This is a genomic window from Faecalibacillus sp. H12 (assembly GCF_013361255.1).
Classification (GTDB): domain Bacteria; phylum Bacillota_I; class Bacilli_A; order Erysipelotrichales; family Coprobacillaceae; genus Faecalibacillus; species Faecalibacillus intestinalis.
The window spans coordinates 1-16,329 of the sequence record NZ_JABWDK010000023.1 but is presented as its reverse complement, the minus strand read 5'-3'; the positions used below and the strand labels follow the sequence as shown (position 1 = coordinate 16,329).

The following is a 16,329-nucleotide window of genomic DNA, read 5'->3' as shown; positions in this document are numbered from 1 at the left end:
AAGGAGGAAATTTATTATGACAGTATTAGAAATTTTATTACCATTAGTTGCAGTAGTTTTATTAACATTACCATTAATTAAAGTATTTACAGGAAAAGTATCAGCTCAAAGCGCTAAAAGAAGATTAGGTGTTCATATCAGTGGTTTCGCTGGTGCCGTTGTTTTATGCTTATTAGTTGCTATGTCAAATTCAAGTGTATTTGCAGCAGGTGAAGTTGCTACAATCACTGGTACAATTGCTCAAGGTTTAGGATTCTTAGCAGCATCTTTATCAACTGGTTTCTCTGCTTTAGGTGCAGGTATTGCCGTTGCAGCAGCAGCTCCAGCAGCTATCGGAGCTTTCTCTGAAAATGAAAAGAACTTTGGTAAATCATTAATCTTCGTTGCCTTAGGTGAAGGGGTTGCAATCTATGGTTTATTAATCTCTATCTTAATTATCAACAAAATCTAATTTAGAGAGTGATTTTTTATGAAATTTTATTTAATAAGTGACAATGTCGATACTGAAATGGGTTTAAGACTTGTTGGTATTGAAGGAGAAGTTGTTCATAAAAGACGTGATTTTCTTGAAGTTTTGGAAACAAAAATGAAAGATAGATCCATAGGTGTGATTTTAATTACAACGAAATTAATTGAATTAGCTCCTGATGTTATTTCTGAAATAAAATTAAAACAACAAAAACCATTGCTTGTAGAAATTCCAGATAGACATGGAAATTCTAAAATTGGTGAAACGATTGATAGATATGTTTCAGAAGCAATTGGAGTTAAGTTATAGGAGAAAGTGCTATGCAAAAAAAAGATCAAGTCTTTCTTTATATCAAAGATGAAATTGAAAAAATTTCATCTGCTGAAGAAAAAGAAATTTTAGATGAAGCAAAAGCAATTGAACAAGAAGCTTATAACCAATTAAGAGGTGAAGCTGAAATTGATGCTAAGCATCAATTAGATAAAGAATTAGCAGAAATTTCTTCTAAAGCAAGTATTGAAGCTTCAGCTCAATTAGAAGAAAGACTAAAAAAATTAGTTGAAAAAAGAGAAGAATATGTTAATACAATTTTTACAGAAGTAAAAAATAAACTTGTTGAATTTGTAAATAGTTCTAATTATCTTGAATATCTTACAAGTCATGTAAAAGCAGTAAGTGATGAATATCAAATGACTGATTGTGTTTTATGTGTAAGAAAAGAAGATTTAAAATATGCTGATGATTTAAAGAAAGCATATGCTTTACCAATTGAAGTTGAAGAAGGTCAACAAATTCAATTAGGTGGATTCATTATTGAAAATAAAACAACAAATGTTGTCGTAGATGAATCATTAGACTCAAATTTAGAAGCTCAAAAAGATTGGTTCTATAAGACTTCTGGATTGATGATTAAATAGGGGGATTAAAGATGAGTGAAAATGTAATTTATTCTATTAATGGTCCCGTTGTTAAAGTAAAAAATGCCAAAGACTTTTCAATGTTAGAAATGGTTTATGTTGGTCATGCTAAATTAATGGGTGAAGTTATCTCAATTTCTAAAGATTTAACAACTATCCAAGTATATGAAACAACAACTGGTTTAAAACCAGGAGAACCTGTTATTTCTACAGGATCACCAATTTGTGTTACATTAGGTCCTGGTATTTTAAGAAATATCTTTGATGGGATTGAACGTCCATTAAAAGCCATCGCTGAACAATCAGGTGCTTTTATTGAAGCCGGAAGCGATGTTGATTCACTTGATGTTGAAAAATTATGGGACGTTACAATGAAAGTAAAAGTAGGAGATGTTTTAAAAGGTGGAGACATCTATGCAACATGTCCTGAAACAGATTTAATTGAACACAGATGTATGCTTTCACCACTTTTAAGTGGTAAAGTTGTTGAAGTAAAAGAAAATGGTCAATATAAAATCAATGATGTCGTAATGAAAATTGAAGATGAACATGGTCAAATTCATGAATGTACATTATGTCAAAAATGGCCAATTAAACAAGCACGTCCAACTCTAGAACGTTTACCAATTTCTATTCCTTTAGTAACAGGACAACGTGTTATCGATACATTATTCCCAATCGCTAAAGGTGGAACTGCTGCTATTCCAGGTGGTTTCGGTACTGGTAAAACAATGACACAACACCAAATTGCTAAATGGTGTGATGCCGACATTATCATTTATGTTGGTTGTGGAGAACGTGGAAACGAAATGACTCAAGTTCTTGAAGAATTTAGTGAGTTAATTGACCCTAAGAGTGGTAAACCATTAACTGATAGAACTGTCCTAATTGCTAATACTTCAAACATGCCAGTTGCCGCACGTGAAGCAAGTATTTATACAGGAATTACTTTAGCTGAATATTATCGTGATATGGGATATCACTGTGCAATCATGGCCGATTCAACTTCACGTTGGGCAGAAGCGTTACGTGAAATTTCTGGTCGTCTAGAAGAAATGCCAGCTGAAGAAGGATTCCCAGCTTACTTACCATCACGTTTATCACAATTCTATGAACGTGCTGGATACATGAAAACTTTAAATGGACAAGAAGGTTCTGTTTCAATCATCGGTGCCGTATCACCACAAGGAGCAGACTTCTCAGAACCAGTTACACAAAATACAAAACGTTTCGTAAGATGTTTCTGGGCTTTAGATAAAGCCTTGGCTTATGCTCGTCATTATTTCGCAATTAACTGGACACAATCTTATAGTGATTATGTTTATGATCTTGAAAAATGGTATGACAAAAATGTTGGTTCTGATTTCGTCAGTGATCGTCAACAACTTTCATTCATTCTTGCTGAAGAATCAAGATTAAATGAAATTGTTAACTTAATGGGACCTGATGTTTTACCAGAAGATCAAAAATTAGTGATGGAAATCGCAAAAGTGGTTCGTGTTGGTTATTTACAACAAAATGCCTTCCATAAGGATGATACATACGTACCACTTGCTAAACAATTAAAGATGATGGATGTTATCTTATATTTAAATAAAAAATGTCAAGAAGCTGTTGCTCAAGGTAAAGTTGTTCGAGCAATTAGTGAAACTGGTATTTTTGAACAATTAATTAAAATGAAATATGATATTCCAAATGATCATATTGAAAAATTAGATACTTATTATCAAGATATTGATAATGCATTAAAATCTGTAGCGTAGGAGGAAATAAAAATGGCACTACAATATGTAGGATTAAATGAAATCAATGGATCATTAGTCGTTTTAGATCACGTAAAAGGTGCCTCTTACGACGAAATGGTTGAAATTCAATTAAAAAATGGTACAACACGTTCTGGACGTGTTGTACAAATTGAAGGTGAAAAAATCGTTGTCCAAGTATTTGAAGGAACAAATGATTTATCACTAGAAAATACAAAGACTAAATTATTAGGTAGACCAATGGAATTACCTGTTTCTAAAGAAATTTTAGGACGTGTCTTCAATGGTGCTGGTAGACCAATCGATGGTTTAGGTGAAATTTATGCAGAAGAAATGATGGATATCAATGGTTTACCATTAAATCCAGTAAGCCGTGTTTATCCACGTAACTACATCAATACAGGTATTTCATCAATTGACTGTCTTGCTACATTAATTCGTGGGCAAAAATTACCAATCTTCTCTGGTTCAGGTTTACCACATGACCGTTTAGCTGTACAAATCGTTAAACAAGCAAAAGTTGCTGATGAATCAGGAAAAGGTTTCGCCATTGTCTTTGCGGCAATGGGTGTTACAAATGACGTTGCAAACTACTTTAAACGTAGCTTTAAAGAAGCAGGAGTTATGGAAAGAGTTGTTATGTTCTTAAACTTATCAAATGATCCAATCATTGAACGTACATTAACTCCACGTTGTGCTTTAACTGCTGCTGAATATTTAGCTTATAAACAAAATATGCACGTATTAGTTATCTATACAGATATCACTTCCTATTGTGAAGCGTTACGTGAATTCTCTTCAAGTAAAGGAGAAATTCCTGGACGTAAAGGTTATCCAGGTTACTTATATTCTGACTTAGCTTCTTTATATGAAAGAGCTGGTATTATTAAAGGGGCAGAAGGTTCTGTAACACAAATTCCTATTTTAACAATGCCTAACAATGATATTACTCATCCGGTTCCTGATTTAACTGGATATATCACTGAAGGACAAATTACTTTGTCACCTGAATTAAACTCAGCAGGTATTTATCCACCAGTTGATGTTTTACCATCACTTTCACGTTTAATGAAAGATGGTATCGGTGAAGGATATACACGTGGCGATCATCAAGACATTGCCAACCAATTATTTGCATGTTATGCCCATGTACAAGATGTTAAATCATTAACATCAGTTATCGGTGAAGATGAATTATCTCCATTAGATAAACAATATTTATCATTTGGTAAACTATTTGAACAACATTTCTTAAATCAAGGTTTCGATGTCAATAGATCAATTGAAGAAACATTAGATTTAGGATGGGATTTAGTTTCTGTTTTACCAAGAGAAGCACTTGATCGTCTAGATAACAAATTATTAGATGAACATTATGATCATGATCGTGCTGTAAAACGTTTCCATATTAAAGAAAAATCAATCATCAAAGAATTACAAGAAGCAGGTGATTAATTATGGCTTTAAAAGTTGTTCCAACAAAAGGAAATTTAATTTCTACAAAGAAACAATTACAATTAGCTGTTCTTGGATATGATCTATTAGATAAGAAAAGAAACGTTCTTATTAAAGAAATGATGTCATTATTAGATGATGTTAAAATGGTCAGAGATGAAATTACGGAAGCTTATCAAAATGCTTACGATGCTTTACAAGAAGCAAATATTTCTTTAGGGTTGATTAGTGACCTCGTTACTGCAACACCTATTGATTATGGAATCAGTATTGCTTATCGAAGTGTTATGGGTGTAGAAATTCCTAAAATTACTTATCATAAACAACCAATGGTATGTAGTTATAACATGGATCGTTCTAATTCAAAAGTAGACTATGCTTATGAATGTTTCTATCGTGTTAAAGAATTGACTGTTGTTTTAGCAGAAGTTGAAAACTCAGTTTATCGTCTAGCAAATACCATTAGAAAAACACAAAAACGTGCGAATGCCTTAAAAAATATTTCAATTCCACGTTTTGAAGAAACAATTAAATTTATTAGTGAATCTCTTGAAGAAAAAGAACGTGAAGAATTTTCAAGACAAAAAGTTATAAAAAATCAAAAGCATTAATTAATTTTAATGCTTTTTTTGCAAATTATAAAAAAATTAACACTCTAATAAAAAAATATGATATTATTATGCTGTTGAATTATTAAATAATCAAAGAAGGTGTAAATATGAGTATTGAAATTAAAGGAGTCATCATTGGAGAAGGAAAACCTAAAGTATGTGTTCCTATTGTAGAAAGCCATGATGAAGCGATTCTAAATAAATTAAAAGAATTTAATGAATTAGAAGTAGATATGATCGAATTAAGAATAGATTTTTACGAAAATATCCATCAAGAAGATGCATTAAGAAATTTATTTTTAAACATTGCTGCCTTACAAATACAAAAACCAGTTATTCTAACGATTCGTACAGCTGCAGAAGGTGGAGAAGTTGAAATTGATCCTAAAGATTATTTCAATGTTTATAAATTAGCAGTTGAAGCAAATGCATTTGATATTTACGATGTTGAATTAGCGTTAGGAACAAATATGGCAATTGAATTAAGAACACTTATTCATGATGCTGGTAAATACATGTTGATGTCAAGTCATAACTTTGATAGAACACCAGAAGTTGATTCATTGATGCAAAAATTTAGATCAATGGATTCTTTAGAAGCAGATATTATGAAGGTAGCAGTTATGCCAGAAGATTATCAAGATTTATTAAATCTACTTTCATTTACAGTTCAAGCTAAACATGAATATGCTCAAAAACCAATTGTGACTATGTCAATGTCGTCTATTGGACTTACTTCACGTTTAGTTGGAGAACAATTTGGAAGTGCAATTACTTTTGCATCTGTAGGAAAAGCAAGTGCTCCAGGACAAATTGATTATCAAGAATTGAATCAAATGTTAGATATTATTCATAAAAATATTCAAGAAGCTTAAGCTTCTTGATTTTTTATACATATAATAAAGTGGTGAGATTATGAAAATTGATGTAAAAACTTTAGAAAAACTTGTTTGGATCATTTATAAACGATTCTTTATAGAAAAAGGAAAGTTAAAAGATATCCAAATAAAGATAGATCAATATATTCAAATAAGAATGGTTTTAGTCTATAAAGGAATTGAAACTAAAATACACATAGATGCAAGACCTTATGTTAATGAAGATATTATTATTGATAGTCAAGGAAGTATACGTTATGGTTTTTTAAAGCTTAACTATGCTAAAATGTTACAAGAATGGGTTAAAGACATTCCTCAAGTATCTGTGAATAATACACAAATAAGAGTAAAAAACGAATATCTACAAGACATTCGTTTAAATAGTCAAGAAATAGAATTAGAGCTTTATTAAAGCTCTAATTCTACATGATATATTTTACCCCACATATAGATTTGATAAAAATAGGCAAGGAGTTGTGGTCCCATCATGAGTTGACCAAACCAAGGAACTTCAATGCTTTCGCTGTTTTCAATAAAGTGTTTAAGTTTTTTAATATCAAAAAGTTGATAAAGAATGTTATTTTTATCGTTAAGTGTTTCTAAGAGAAGATTTTTAATGTAAGTAAGGAAAAATGGAGAATGAGTTTTAGGGTAAGGATTTTTCTTACGATTATAGATTTCTTGAGGAAGGAAGTCTTTGAAAGCATCACGTAAAACAGCTTTTTCTTGTTGATCTTTAAACATATAGGTCCAAGGGACATTGTACATATATTCAACGATTTCTTTTGAAGCGAAGGGTACACGAAGCTCTACAGCGTTATACATAGATTGGCTATCACTCCGTGTTAAGAGTGTTTGCATAAACCATTCAATGTTTAAATAAATCATCTTTCTTTTATTGGTATCATAAAAGCTTTGATCGAGGTAGTCTATTTCATTAAGTGATTGATAATATTTACTTTGAACATATTCTTTAATGTTCAATTTTTTTATATTTTCATTAAGAAGTTCTAATCTTTGATCAATATCTCTAATCCATGGAAATGAATCTAGACTATAAAGTTCTTTTTTATAAAACCAAGGATAACCTCCAAAAATTTCATCTGCACATTCACCAGATAAAACGACTTTATGATTTCTTTTAATTTCTTTACAAAATAATAGAAAACTAGAATCAATATCAGCCATTCCTGGAGCGTCTCTAGCCATTAAACTTTGTTTTAAAAAAATAATTAAATTCTTTTGTGATAAAACGACATTATTGTGGTGACTATGATAACGATTGACCATTAAATCGATATAATCACTATCTTTTGTAAGTTGATAATCATAGGGTTGGAAATATTTATCTTGGTCTAAGTAATCAATACTATAGGTTGAAATATGATTGACGTATTGACTGCTTATAGCTGTAATAATACTCGAATCTAAACCACCAGATAACATACAAGAAATAGGTACATCACTTAATAATTGTCTTTGAATACTTTTATTTACAAGGAAGCGTACATCTTGAACAGTTTCTTCATAACTTTTTAGATGTGCTTTTTTTTGTAAAGACCAATATCTTTCAATCATTAAATGCTCACCATCAAACCATAAATAATGAGCAGGTCTTAAACTATAAATATCTTTATAAAGTGTACTTCCTGGTGATAAACTAGGACCTAAACCTAGTAATTCTTTAATTCCTGTTTTATCAACGACACATTTTCCAATGTACATTAAAATAGCTTTAATTTCACTTGAAATGACTAAATCATCATCTTTTAAATAATAAAAGAGAGGCTTTACACCTAAATGATCACGACAAGCAAAGATTTTATTTTCATAAGATATAACAAATGAAAAGATACCATCTAACATATTTAAACATTTTTCTTTATAAGCAATAAAACTGACAAGTAAAACCTCACTATCACTTTGACTATAAAAATGGAAACCTAAATCAATAAGATGTTTCTTTAACTCATTCATATTATAAATTTCACCATTAAAAATAATGCGATAAGTAATATCTTGATAAGTATATTCTAAAGGTTGCATACCTCCTTTTAAATCAATAATTGAAAGACGGCAATGACCTAATAAAACATGTTGATCAAAATAAGTTCGCATATCATCAGGACCGCGATGGTCTAATAAATGGAGCATTTTATTAAATTTTCCACAATCATCTAAGACATTTCTTTGTTGATTATATAAACATAAAATTCCACACATCATTATTCACCCTATACACTATATGACATAAAAAAAAGAATATGAAAAAACAGTCCGAAGACTGTTTTTAACTATTCCTTATCTTTCTTTTCAGTTACAACTTCTTTTAAAGTAGTTGCTAATCCTGCAATTCCTTGTAATTCACTTGGAATAATAATCTTAGTAGCATCACCTTTAGATAAGTTTTCTAAAGCTTTGAAACCTTGTAAAGTGACATAAGCTTGATTTGGATGTGCATCGTTGATATAAGTAATACCTTTTGCTTGTGCTTCGTAAACTAAACGTAATGCTTCTGCTTGACCTTCAGCTTTAGCGATGGCTGCTTCTTTTTCAGCTTCCGCTCTTAAGATTGTTGATTGTTTATCCCCTTCAGCATTTAAGATAGCAGCTGTTTTCTTACCTTCAGCTTGTAAAATAGCTTCACGTCTTTCACGTTCAGCACGCATTTGTTTTTCCATAGCTTCTTGAATATCACGAGGTGGAATGATATTTTTAACTTCAACACGGTGAACTTTAATTCCCCAAGGATCAGTTGCTTCATCAAGGATACTTCTCATACGTGAGTTAATAATATCACGAGATGTTAAAGTTTCATCTAATTCCAAATCCCCAATAATATTACGAAGAGTTGTTGCTGTTAAGTTTTCAATGGCATTAATAGGACGATCGACACCATATGTGAATAAACGAGGATCTGTAATTTGATAATAAACAACTGTATCAATTTGCATTGTAACATTATCTTTAGTAATAACAGGTTGAGGCGCAAAGTCTACAACTTGTTCCTTTAAAGAAACCTTATTAGCAACACGATCTAAAAATGGAACTAAAATATGAAGTCCAACACTACAAGTACGATTATAAGCACCGATTCTTTCTACAACATAAGCTTTTGATTGAGGAACAATACGAATTGCAAATGCAATAACACTGACAATAATAATTAAAACAATGATAATTAAAATTAAACCAATAATACTCATTTTCTTTCTCCTTTATTTATTAATTTTTTTAACCACAAGATGAGCACCTTCTACAGCAAGAATTTCACAATAATCTCCTTCTTCTAAAGTAGAATTATCTACACTAGAAGCGGACCATTCCATAGAAAGCACCTTAACTTCTCCTCTTGTATCAGCATCAATTCTTTTTAAAACAAGTCCATGTTGACCAATAACACGATCATAGTTTGTACTGACTGTTTGTGTTCTTAAGTATTTCTTAGCAAGAGGTCTGCTGATTCCAATACAAATAGCACTTAAAATGATAAAGATAATAATTTGAATGATTTGATTTAAACCTAAAGCATAGGCAATTAAGGCACCGATTCCACCAAGTGTAAACCAGATGCTTACTAAATCGATTGTAACTAATTCAATAATAGCAGTTACAATGATAACGCCTAGCCATATCCATAACATCATGATCTATCCCTCCCTTATAGATTAACTGTTAATATTTGGTGAACAACATCAAAATTTGCAGGATACTTTAGACCTTGTTTATCACTTAAATCTAAATGATATTCTCTAGCAAGGTTTTCAATAAAATTTTTATTAGAAACACGTCCATAACTTTTACCAATTGAAATACGATGCAATTGATCATTTGGATAAATTCCTTCATCTATTGCTGTTTTATCAACTGGCTTGATTCCTAATAAATTGTTCTCTTTATCAACTCCTAATAATACATATTGAACATTTTCAAAATGTTTACAAGCAGCTGTGTTTAAAGTGAGATTTGTACTATAAATAGTAACTGTTTTCTTTGAAATTTCATTTGTTGACCATACAAATGCCATAGCTATCATCCTTTCTACTTGTATTATATTATATATATTATTTTTATTCAATATATATTATTATTAATATTATTTATCTCTCATCACATCACTTTCCATTCAAAAATAATTGATGTATAATTGAAAAATAAAAAGAAAACATTATAAATAGAAAAGGTGAAAGTGTGAAAAAATTAAAAAAGATTCTATTAATTATTTTATTATTAGTTCCGTTAGTTGGTTGTCAAAATCAAAAAAACGAATGGAAAGAGACATATCAATTAACTTATTTTTATTTAAAAGATTGTTCAAATTGTCAACATTTTAAAAAGAATGTTCTTCCAGCAATAAAAAAAGAATTTGGAAAACATATGAAAATAAAAGCTTATGATATGGATGATGAACAAACATTTGATGAAATGAAAGAAAGTTATCAAAATCATATTGATCAAATCATTGATTTTGATGAAGATGATTACGGTTATGGACCAATGGTCTTTTTAGAAGGGTATATGGCTATTTTAGGTGCAGGTAATGAAGATGATTATGTTGAACATCTTGTTAATGCGATTAAAGGCGAAAAACTTAATGAAGCAGCAGATATTGAAACTTTTTATTATTTAAAAGATGGAAAGGTACAAAAATCATAAAATTAGTTATCAATTGAAAAAGAATATGATAAACTTGAAAGAGAATATAAAGGAGGTAGTGTTATGGCAACACCACATAATCAAGCAAATAAAGGAGATATCGCAAAAACTGTCTTAATGCCAGGAGATCCTTTACGTGCAAAATATTTAGCAGAAACGTATTTAGAAAATGTTAAACAATTTAATGCGACAAGAAGCATGTTTGGCTATACAGGAACGTATAAAGGAAAAGAAGTTTCTATTATGGGTTCGGGTATGGGAATGCCTAGTATTGGGATTTATAGTTATGAATTGTTTCATTTTTATGATGTAGAAAATATTATTCGTATTGGTTCTTGTGGATCATTTAAAGAAGATGTTCATTTAAGAGATATCATTATTGTACAAGGTGCTTGTACAGATTCAAATTATGCACATCAATATGAATTACCAGGAACTTATTCAGCTATTTCTGATTATAGTTTATTAGAAAAAGCTGTAGAAAAAGCAAAAGAAAAGAATTTAACTTATCATGTAGGAAATGTCCTATCTTCTGATTTGTTCTATCATGCAGACAATAAAGCAGATAAATGGATCAAAATGGGATGCCTTGCTACAGAAATGGAATCTTATGCTTTATTTGCAAATGCAGCTTACGCTGGTAAAAAAGCATTAACTTTATTAACTGTTTCAGATTCATTAGTAACAAATGAAGAAACAACTGCAGAAGAAAGAGAAAAAACTTTCACAGCAATGATGGAAGTTGCTTTGGAGATTGCATAGGTGTTAACTAAATTTGCATTTTTTGATTTTGATGATACTTTGATTCATGGAGATTCTGGTGGAAAACTTTTAAAGTATTATTTAAAAAAACATCCACTATCTGTTTTTAAATTATTAAAAGTGGTTTATCATTATGCTTTATATCTATTAAAGATAGAACCACTTAATAAAGCAAAATCAGCATGGTTATATCCATTAGATAAGATGTCTGATCAAGAGATTGAAAAGTTTTATCAAGAAGTATTAGAACCTTGTTATTATTTAAATGTCATTGAAGAATTAAAAAAGAAAAAGGCAGAAGGGTATACGATTTATATATGTAGTGCCTCTGTAGAAGCTTATCTTCGTTTTTGTAAGTTACCAGTAGATGAAATTTTAGGAACTAAAACAGACATTAAAGATGGTAAATATACAAGTCAAATGATTGGAAAAAATTGTAAAAATGAAGAAAAGGTAAAAAGAATCCAAGAAGTGATAAAAAATCATAATCTAGAAATAGATTATGACTTATCTTATGCCTATTCGGATTCTTTACATGATATTCCAATGTTAAAAATGGTAAAAAATCGTATTAAAATTGATACTAAAGATGGACATATGTCCACATTTGAAATAGAGTAGCTTAGCTACTCTTTTATATTTAAGTCCGTAAAGAAAAGCATAATATTAATGAGTCCAGCTATTCCTACAACAATATAAATGAGCATTGATAAAAAACTATTTTGACCAAATAAACTATCTACCAAATTAAAATTAAATAAGCCAATAAGACCCCAATTAATAGCACCGATCACAGTAAAAACAAGTGCTGTTTTTTGTAATGCATTCATTTTCTTAACCTCCTTAAATAGAGTCTATCCCGTAAATTTGTATTTTATACATATAAAAATAAATAAAGAATATTTTTATAATGGAGGGATAGATTTGAAAAAATTATATATTGTCATTATAGGTTTAGTCATTTGTGCAATAGGTATTGTTGTTTTTTTAAAATTTAAAAATAATTCATTGGATGAAACGTTAAAAGAAGCTAAAAGTATGAATTCTTATCAACTTGTATGTGATATGGAAATGACACAAAATGATGAACTTAAAAGTTATGAAGTAAAAGTAGATTATTTAAAAAAAGATAAACAAAAATATTATCGAGTAGAACTTTATGATAAAAGTTTAAATCAATCACAAATCATTATAAAAAATAAAAAAGGAGTCTATGTTTTAACACCAACACTTAATCAAATGTTTAAATTTCAAAGTGATTGGCCTGAAAATAGTCCTAAACCATATATTTATCATTATTTAATTCAATTATTAGAAAATAATAAAATTAAAAAGATTGAAAAAGGATATCAAGTAGAAGCAAAGGTGAAATATCCTAATGATACAAGAATTGTTAAACAAGAAGTTATTTTTGATAAAAAATTAAAACCATTGATTGTTTTGTGTCTAGATCAAGATGAGACAGAAATTGTTACTTGTAAAGTAAATGAATTTCATAAAAATAAAAATTTTAAAGAGAAACATTTTAATCAAAATCAAGCATTGAAAGAATCAAAAAAGGATGTCAAAACATCCGCAAATAATGATGTTTTATATCCAGTTTCTCTATTAGGAGCTAAATTAGAAAGTGAAACAGTGTCTTCAATAGAAGGGGATAAAAATCATATTTTAAAATTTAGTGGTGATAAAAGTTTTACAATGGTAGAAACACAAGTGAATGATCAACAAGTAATGCAGTTTTCTAATGATGAAGTGATCGATTTAATAGATGGGTTTGCATATTATCAACCTGGAAAATTATCGATGATGTATCATGGAATGATGTGTTCTTTATATTCACAAGATTTAACGAAAGAAGAAATGCTTTCAGTCATGACAAGTATGCAAACTTCATCGACAAAATAAAGAGATTTCAAATTGAATTATGAAATGGGTTGGATTATACTATTGTTTGGAGGTGTCTTTATGAATTTAAAGCGTGACACGTATGCAATTGTAGATTTAGACCATTTAAAATATAATGTTGAATTAGCACATAGTGAATTTAAAAGACCGTTGATGGCTGTGATCAAAGCGGATGCTTATGGTCATGGGTATAAAGAAGTTGCTAGTTTTTTAAAGGATATTGATTATATTGAAATGTTTGCTGTTGCAACACTTCAAGAAGCAATTGAGTTAAGAGAATTAGGAATTAATAAAGGAATATTGATTTTAGGAGCTATTCCAACAAGTAAAGAAGATATTGATTTAGCTATTAAATATGATATTTCTTTAACAATGGTTTCAGTTGCTTATTTAAAATTATTGGATCATTTAATTGATAAGGGACAAACATTAAAAGTGCATATTAAGTTAGATACAGGAATGCATCGTATTGGTTTAATGTCTAAAGAAGAATTATCAACTTTATTAAAACTAGTTGATCCTGATAAATTTAATGTAGAAGGAATCTTTACACACTTTGCGACAGCTGATGGAGATGATGTTGCTTTTGAAAAACAAAGAAGTTTATTTTATGAAATGATAGGTAATTGTAAATTCAAATATATTCATTGTTGTAATTCAGCAGCAATGACCTATCATCATGATGAAAAATCAAATATGGGAAGATTAGGAATTACCATGTATGGATGTTCACCAAATGGTGAAGAAGAAACAAAATTCAAACAAGTAATGTCACTTTATACAAAAGTAGCAATGATCAAAAAAATACCAGCAGGAGATCAAGTGGGATATGGTTTAACATATACGGCTAAAGAAGATGAATACATTGCAACATTACCAATTGGTTATGCAGATGGTTTTATTAGAAAAAATCAAGGGCGTAAAGTATATATCAATGGTAAGTATTATGAAATTGTAGGACGTGTATGTATGGATCAAATGATGGTTAGAGTAGATGAAAATGTAAAAATAGGAGATCAAGTGGAAATTTTTGGTGAACATATTTCTCTTGAAAGTATGGCGAAAGATCTAGATACGATTTCTTATGAAGTTTTATGTTTGATTTCTAAACGTGTACCAAGGGTCTATGTTCAAGATGGACAAGTAAAAGAATTGTTATAAAAAACGAACTCAAATATGAGTTCGCTTTTTATTTAAATAATTCAGCAATTCTATAATATGATAAAGAACCAGATTTTTGAACTTTTACTTTTCCGTTTTTCATAACGAATGTTGAAGGAATTGTTCCGTCATCTGTTTTAAAAGTTTTTTGAATGTATGTTGTTGCATTATTTTCTTTAGCTAAATTTACATAATAAATTTTATCACTATGATTTTTTTCTAAATATTTTAAGCAAACATCTTTGTAGTTTAATGTCGTATTATCATTATCACTACCTACAACGACTACAAAACTATCTTTATCTTTGATTTTTTCTTCTAATTTATCTTGGGAAATTGTTGAAAGTTCAACATGTGTTGCTTGTCTATAAGCAAATAATGCAATAAAAACTACAAATACAAGCCCAAAGACGCTCACTTCTTTCCCGATTTTTTTAAAAAAATCCATAGAAGTTCCTCCTTTTATACTTTTCTATAATACCAAATTTCACCTATATAAACAATAAAAAAATAGCCAGAGGCTATTTCATTCTTGTTTTAGCAAAGTTCCATGTATCTCTACACATTTCATCAATGCCTCTAGTAGCAACCCAACCAAGCTCTTCTTTAGCTCTTGTAGGATCTGCATAACATGTAGCAATGTCTCCGGCACGACGAGGTTTGATTTCGTATTTTACTTTAACACCATTTACTCTTTCAAAAGCATGAACAAGTTCTAAAACACTATATCCTTGACCAGTTCCTAAGTTACAAATATGTAATCCAGGTTTGTTGTATTTTTCAATTGCTAGAACATGTCCTTTAGCAAGGTCAACAACATGGATATAATCACGTACACCTGTACCATCAGGTGTATCATAATCATCACCAAAGACACCTAAACAAGGAAGTTCTCCAGCAGCTACTTTCATAATATAAGGCATTAAGTTATTTGGAATACCTTTTGGATCTTCTCCAAGTAATCCAGATTCATGGGCACCAATTGGATTGAAGTAGCGTAATAAAGTAACTGACATTTCAGGACAAGCATGTTGTACATCTGTTAAAATTCTTTCCATCATTGCTTTACTTGCTCCATATGGATTTGTTGTTTCACCTAATTTACAATCTTCAGTAAGAGGAACCACTTCAGGATCTCCATAAACTGTAGCACTTGATGAAAAAACAATATTGTTGACATGATATTTTTTCATCATTTTAGCAACAATTAAAGTTGTTGTTAAATTGTTTGTATAATATTCAATAGGTTTTTCAACAGATTCTCCAACTGCTTTAAAAGCAGCACAGTGAATAACAGCATCTAAATCATTTTCTTTAAAAACTTCTTCTGTTTTCTTTTCATCTAAAATATTGAATTCATAAAACTTTACTTCTTTTCCAGTAATATCTTTAATATATCCTAAGACTTCTGGTTTTGAGTTAGAGAAATCATCAATCACTACAACTTCGTGATTTGCTTGTAATAACTCTACACAAATGTGGCTACCAATATAACCAGCACCACCAGCAACGAGTACTTTCATTTTTATATCCTCCATAGCATCTTGCTTATTTTACGATTCTATTATAACAAATAATAACATAATAAAAAGGTGAAAAAAGAAAATAGAATAGGTAAAAAAATAAATTTAACAAAAAAATAAAAAAAATTACAAAAAACTGTTGACGTAAAGGTATAGAGATGTTATTATAAGTGGGCACTAGTCAAGGAGGCTTAGCTCAGTTGGGAGAGCATCTGCCTTACAAGCAGAG

Annotated in this window: 20 protein-coding genes; 13 read left to right on the top strand and 7 right to left on the bottom strand. The window is 29.9% G+C overall.

The window, feature by feature from the left end; genetic code table 11:
• Positions 1-16 precede the first annotated feature (16 nt).
• The 8 genes from HUU89_RS11555 to HUU89_RS11520 all read left to right on the top strand — a co-directional run bounded on the left by HUU89_RS11555 (position 17) and on the right by HUU89_RS11520 (position 6,505).
• The gene (locus tag HUU89_RS11555) at positions 17-451 is read left to right on the top strand and encodes an ATP synthase subunit C (protein ID WP_022002297.1); all 435 of its coding nucleotides are present in this window, start codon (positions 17-19) and stop codon (positions 449-451) included.
• An 18-nt stretch (positions 452-469) separates the two neighbouring features.
• On the top strand, positions 470-778 hold the full coding sequence (locus HUU89_RS11550; protein ID WP_022002296.1) for a V-type ATP synthase subunit F: 309 nt from the start codon (positions 470-472) through the stop codon (positions 776-778).
• An 11-nt stretch (positions 779-789) separates the two neighbouring features.
• Positions 790-1,386 (top strand): V-type ATP synthase subunit E, encoded by a 597-nt coding sequence (locus HUU89_RS11545; RefSeq protein ID WP_022002295.1) that lies wholly within the window; start codon positions 790-792, stop codon positions 1,384-1,386.
• Positions 1,387-1,397: 11 nt separating this feature from the next.
• On the top strand, positions 1,398-3,149 hold the full coding sequence (locus tag HUU89_RS11540; protein ID WP_032089657.1) for a V-type ATP synthase subunit A: 1,752 nt from the start codon (positions 1,398-1,400) through the stop codon (positions 3,147-3,149).
• A gap of 12 nt (positions 3,150-3,161) precedes the next feature.
• Entirely contained in the window at positions 3,162-4,604 is a 1,443-nt protein-coding gene (locus HUU89_RS11535; protein WP_107030497.1) for a V-type ATP synthase subunit B, read from the top strand.
• Positions 4,605-4,606: 2 nt separating this feature from the next.
• Complete coding sequence (locus HUU89_RS11530) at positions 4,607-5,215, top strand: V-type ATP synthase subunit D (RefSeq protein WP_022002292.1); 609 nt, start codon at positions 4,607-4,609, stop codon at positions 5,213-5,215.
• A 107-nt stretch (positions 5,216-5,322) separates the two neighbouring features.
• On the top strand, positions 5,323-6,090 hold the full coding sequence (gene aroD / locus HUU89_RS11525) for a type I 3-dehydroquinate dehydratase (protein WP_032089658.1): 768 nt from the start codon (positions 5,323-5,325) through the stop codon (positions 6,088-6,090).
• A 40-nt stretch (positions 6,091-6,130) separates the two neighbouring features.
• Positions 6,131-6,505, top strand: a complete 375-nt coding sequence (locus tag HUU89_RS11520; RefSeq protein WP_032089659.1) for a hypothetical protein — start codon at positions 6,131-6,133, stop codon at positions 6,503-6,505.
• Here HUU89_RS11520 and asnB read toward each other — a convergent pair.
• The 4 genes from asnB to HUU89_RS11500 all read right to left on the bottom strand — a co-directional run bounded on the left by asnB (position 6,502) and on the right by HUU89_RS11500 (position 10,120).
• On the bottom strand, positions 6,502-8,316 hold the full coding sequence (gene asnB, locus HUU89_RS11515; protein ID WP_032089660.1) for an asparagine synthase (glutamine-hydrolyzing): 1,815 nt from the start codon (positions 8,314-8,316) through the stop codon (positions 6,502-6,504). The two genes, HUU89_RS11520 and asnB, sit on opposite strands and share 4 nt — an antisense overlap.
• Positions 8,317-8,387: 71 nt before the next feature.
• Complete coding sequence (locus tag HUU89_RS11510) at positions 8,388-9,299, bottom strand: SPFH domain-containing protein (protein ID WP_175301821.1); 912 nt, start codon at positions 9,297-9,299, stop codon at positions 8,388-8,390.
• Positions 9,300-9,311: 12 nt separating this feature from the next.
• Positions 9,312-9,740, bottom strand: coding sequence for an NfeD family protein (locus tag HUU89_RS11505; RefSeq protein ID WP_254697769.1), 429 nt, complete (start codon positions 9,738-9,740; stop codon positions 9,312-9,314).
• A gap of 14 nt (positions 9,741-9,754) precedes the next feature.
• On the bottom strand, positions 9,755-10,120 hold the full coding sequence (locus HUU89_RS11500; protein WP_117813630.1) for a hypothetical protein: 366 nt from the start codon (positions 10,118-10,120) through the stop codon (positions 9,755-9,757).
• A 164-nt stretch (positions 10,121-10,284) separates the two neighbouring features.
• On the opposite strand from HUU89_RS11500, the gene HUU89_RS11495 reads away from it, so the two are divergent.
• From HUU89_RS11495 to HUU89_RS11485, 3 genes are all read left to right on the top strand, one after another.
• Entirely contained in the window at positions 10,285-10,749 is a 465-nt protein-coding gene (locus HUU89_RS11495) for a hypothetical protein (protein ID WP_175301820.1), read from the top strand.
• Positions 10,750-10,812: 63 nt separating this feature from the next.
• Positions 10,813-11,511, top strand: a complete 699-nt coding sequence (deoD, locus tag HUU89_RS11490) for a purine-nucleoside phosphorylase (protein ID WP_175301819.1) — start codon at positions 10,813-10,815, stop codon at positions 11,509-11,511.
• On the top strand, positions 11,512-12,132 hold the full coding sequence (locus HUU89_RS11485; RefSeq protein WP_032089664.1) for an HAD-IB family hydrolase: 621 nt from the start codon (positions 11,512-11,514) through the stop codon (positions 12,130-12,132). It begins immediately after the preceding gene.
• A 5-nt stretch (positions 12,133-12,137) separates the two neighbouring features.
• Here HUU89_RS11485 and HUU89_RS11480 read toward each other — a convergent pair whose 3' ends face one another.
• Positions 12,138-12,341: a DUF378 domain-containing protein gene (locus HUU89_RS11480; protein WP_032089665.1), complete on the bottom strand. Its 204-nt coding sequence runs from the start codon at positions 12,339-12,341 to the stop codon at positions 12,138-12,140.
• A gap of 94 nt (positions 12,342-12,435) precedes the next feature.
• On the opposite strand from HUU89_RS11480, the gene HUU89_RS11475 reads away from it, so the two are divergent.
• Positions 12,436-13,416, top strand: a complete 981-nt coding sequence (locus HUU89_RS11475; protein WP_175301818.1) for a LolA family protein — start codon at positions 12,436-12,438, stop codon at positions 13,414-13,416.
• Between the two features lie 60 nt (positions 13,417-13,476).
• Positions 13,477-14,577 carry an alanine racemase gene (gene alr, locus HUU89_RS11470; protein WP_032089667.1) on the top strand — a complete coding sequence of 367 codons (1,101 nt, stop codon included), beginning with the start codon at positions 13,477-13,479 and terminating at the stop codon, positions 14,575-14,577.
• 28 nt (positions 14,578-14,605) lie between these two features.
• Here the strand turns inward: alr and HUU89_RS11465 are convergent, their stop codons facing one another.
• Positions 14,606-15,025, bottom strand: coding sequence for a DUF6568 family protein (locus HUU89_RS11465; RefSeq protein ID WP_175301817.1), 420 nt, complete (start codon positions 15,023-15,025; stop codon positions 14,606-14,608).
• Between the two features lie 73 nt (positions 15,026-15,098).
• Complete coding sequence (galE, locus tag HUU89_RS11460) at positions 15,099-16,100, bottom strand: UDP-glucose 4-epimerase GalE (RefSeq protein ID WP_032089669.1); 1,002 nt, start codon at positions 16,098-16,100, stop codon at positions 15,099-15,101.
• Positions 16,101-16,329 lie beyond the last annotated feature (229 nt).

Coding starts and splice junctions, on each gene's coding strand:
- HUU89_RS11500 (WP_117813630.1), bottom strand. CDS start 10,120: ATGGCATTTGTATGGTCAACAAATGAAATTTCAAAGAAAACAGTTACT.
- HUU89_RS11550 (WP_022002296.1), top strand. CDS start 470: ATGAAATTTTATTTAATAAGTGACAATGTCGATACTGAAATGGGTTTA.
- asnB (WP_032089660.1), bottom strand. CDS start 8,316: ATGTGTGGAATTTTATGTTTATATAATCAACAAAGAAATGTCTTAGAT.
- HUU89_RS11510 (WP_175301821.1), bottom strand. CDS start 9,299: ATGAGTATTATTGGTTTAATTTTAATTATCATTGTTTTAATTATTATT.
- aroD (WP_032089658.1), top strand. CDS start 5,323: ATGAGTATTGAAATTAAAGGAGTCATCATTGGAGAAGGAAAACCTAAA.
- HUU89_RS11530 (WP_022002292.1), top strand. CDS start 4,607: ATGGCTTTAAAAGTTGTTCCAACAAAAGGAAATTTAATTTCTACAAAG.
- alr (WP_032089667.1), top strand. CDS start 13,477: ATGAATTTAAAGCGTGACACGTATGCAATTGTAGATTTAGACCATTTA.
- HUU89_RS11505 (WP_254697769.1), bottom strand. CDS start 9,740: ATGATGTTATGGATATGGCTAGGCGTTATCATTGTAACTGCTATTATT.
- deoD (WP_175301819.1), top strand. CDS start 10,813: ATGGCAACACCACATAATCAAGCAAATAAAGGAGATATCGCAAAAACT.
- HUU89_RS11555 (WP_022002297.1), top strand. CDS start 17: ATGACAGTATTAGAAATTTTATTACCATTAGTTGCAGTAGTTTTATTA.
- HUU89_RS11480 (WP_032089665.1), bottom strand. CDS start 12,341: ATGAATGCATTACAAAAAACAGCACTTGTTTTTACTGTGATCGGTGCT.
- HUU89_RS11535 (WP_107030497.1), top strand. CDS start 3,162: ATGGCACTACAATATGTAGGATTAAATGAAATCAATGGATCATTAGTC.
- galE (WP_032089669.1), bottom strand. CDS start 16,100: ATGAAAGTACTCGTTGCTGGTGGTGCTGGTTATATTGGTAGCCACATT.
- HUU89_RS11465 (WP_175301817.1), bottom strand. CDS start 15,025: ATGGATTTTTTTAAAAAAATCGGGAAAGAAGTGAGCGTCTTTGGGCTT.
- HUU89_RS11540 (WP_032089657.1), top strand. CDS start 1,398: ATGAGTGAAAATGTAATTTATTCTATTAATGGTCCCGTTGTTAAAGTA.
- HUU89_RS11545 (WP_022002295.1), top strand. CDS start 790: ATGCAAAAAAAAGATCAAGTCTTTCTTTATATCAAAGATGAAATTGAA.
- HUU89_RS11520 (WP_032089659.1), top strand. CDS start 6,131: ATGAAAATTGATGTAAAAACTTTAGAAAAACTTGTTTGGATCATTTAT.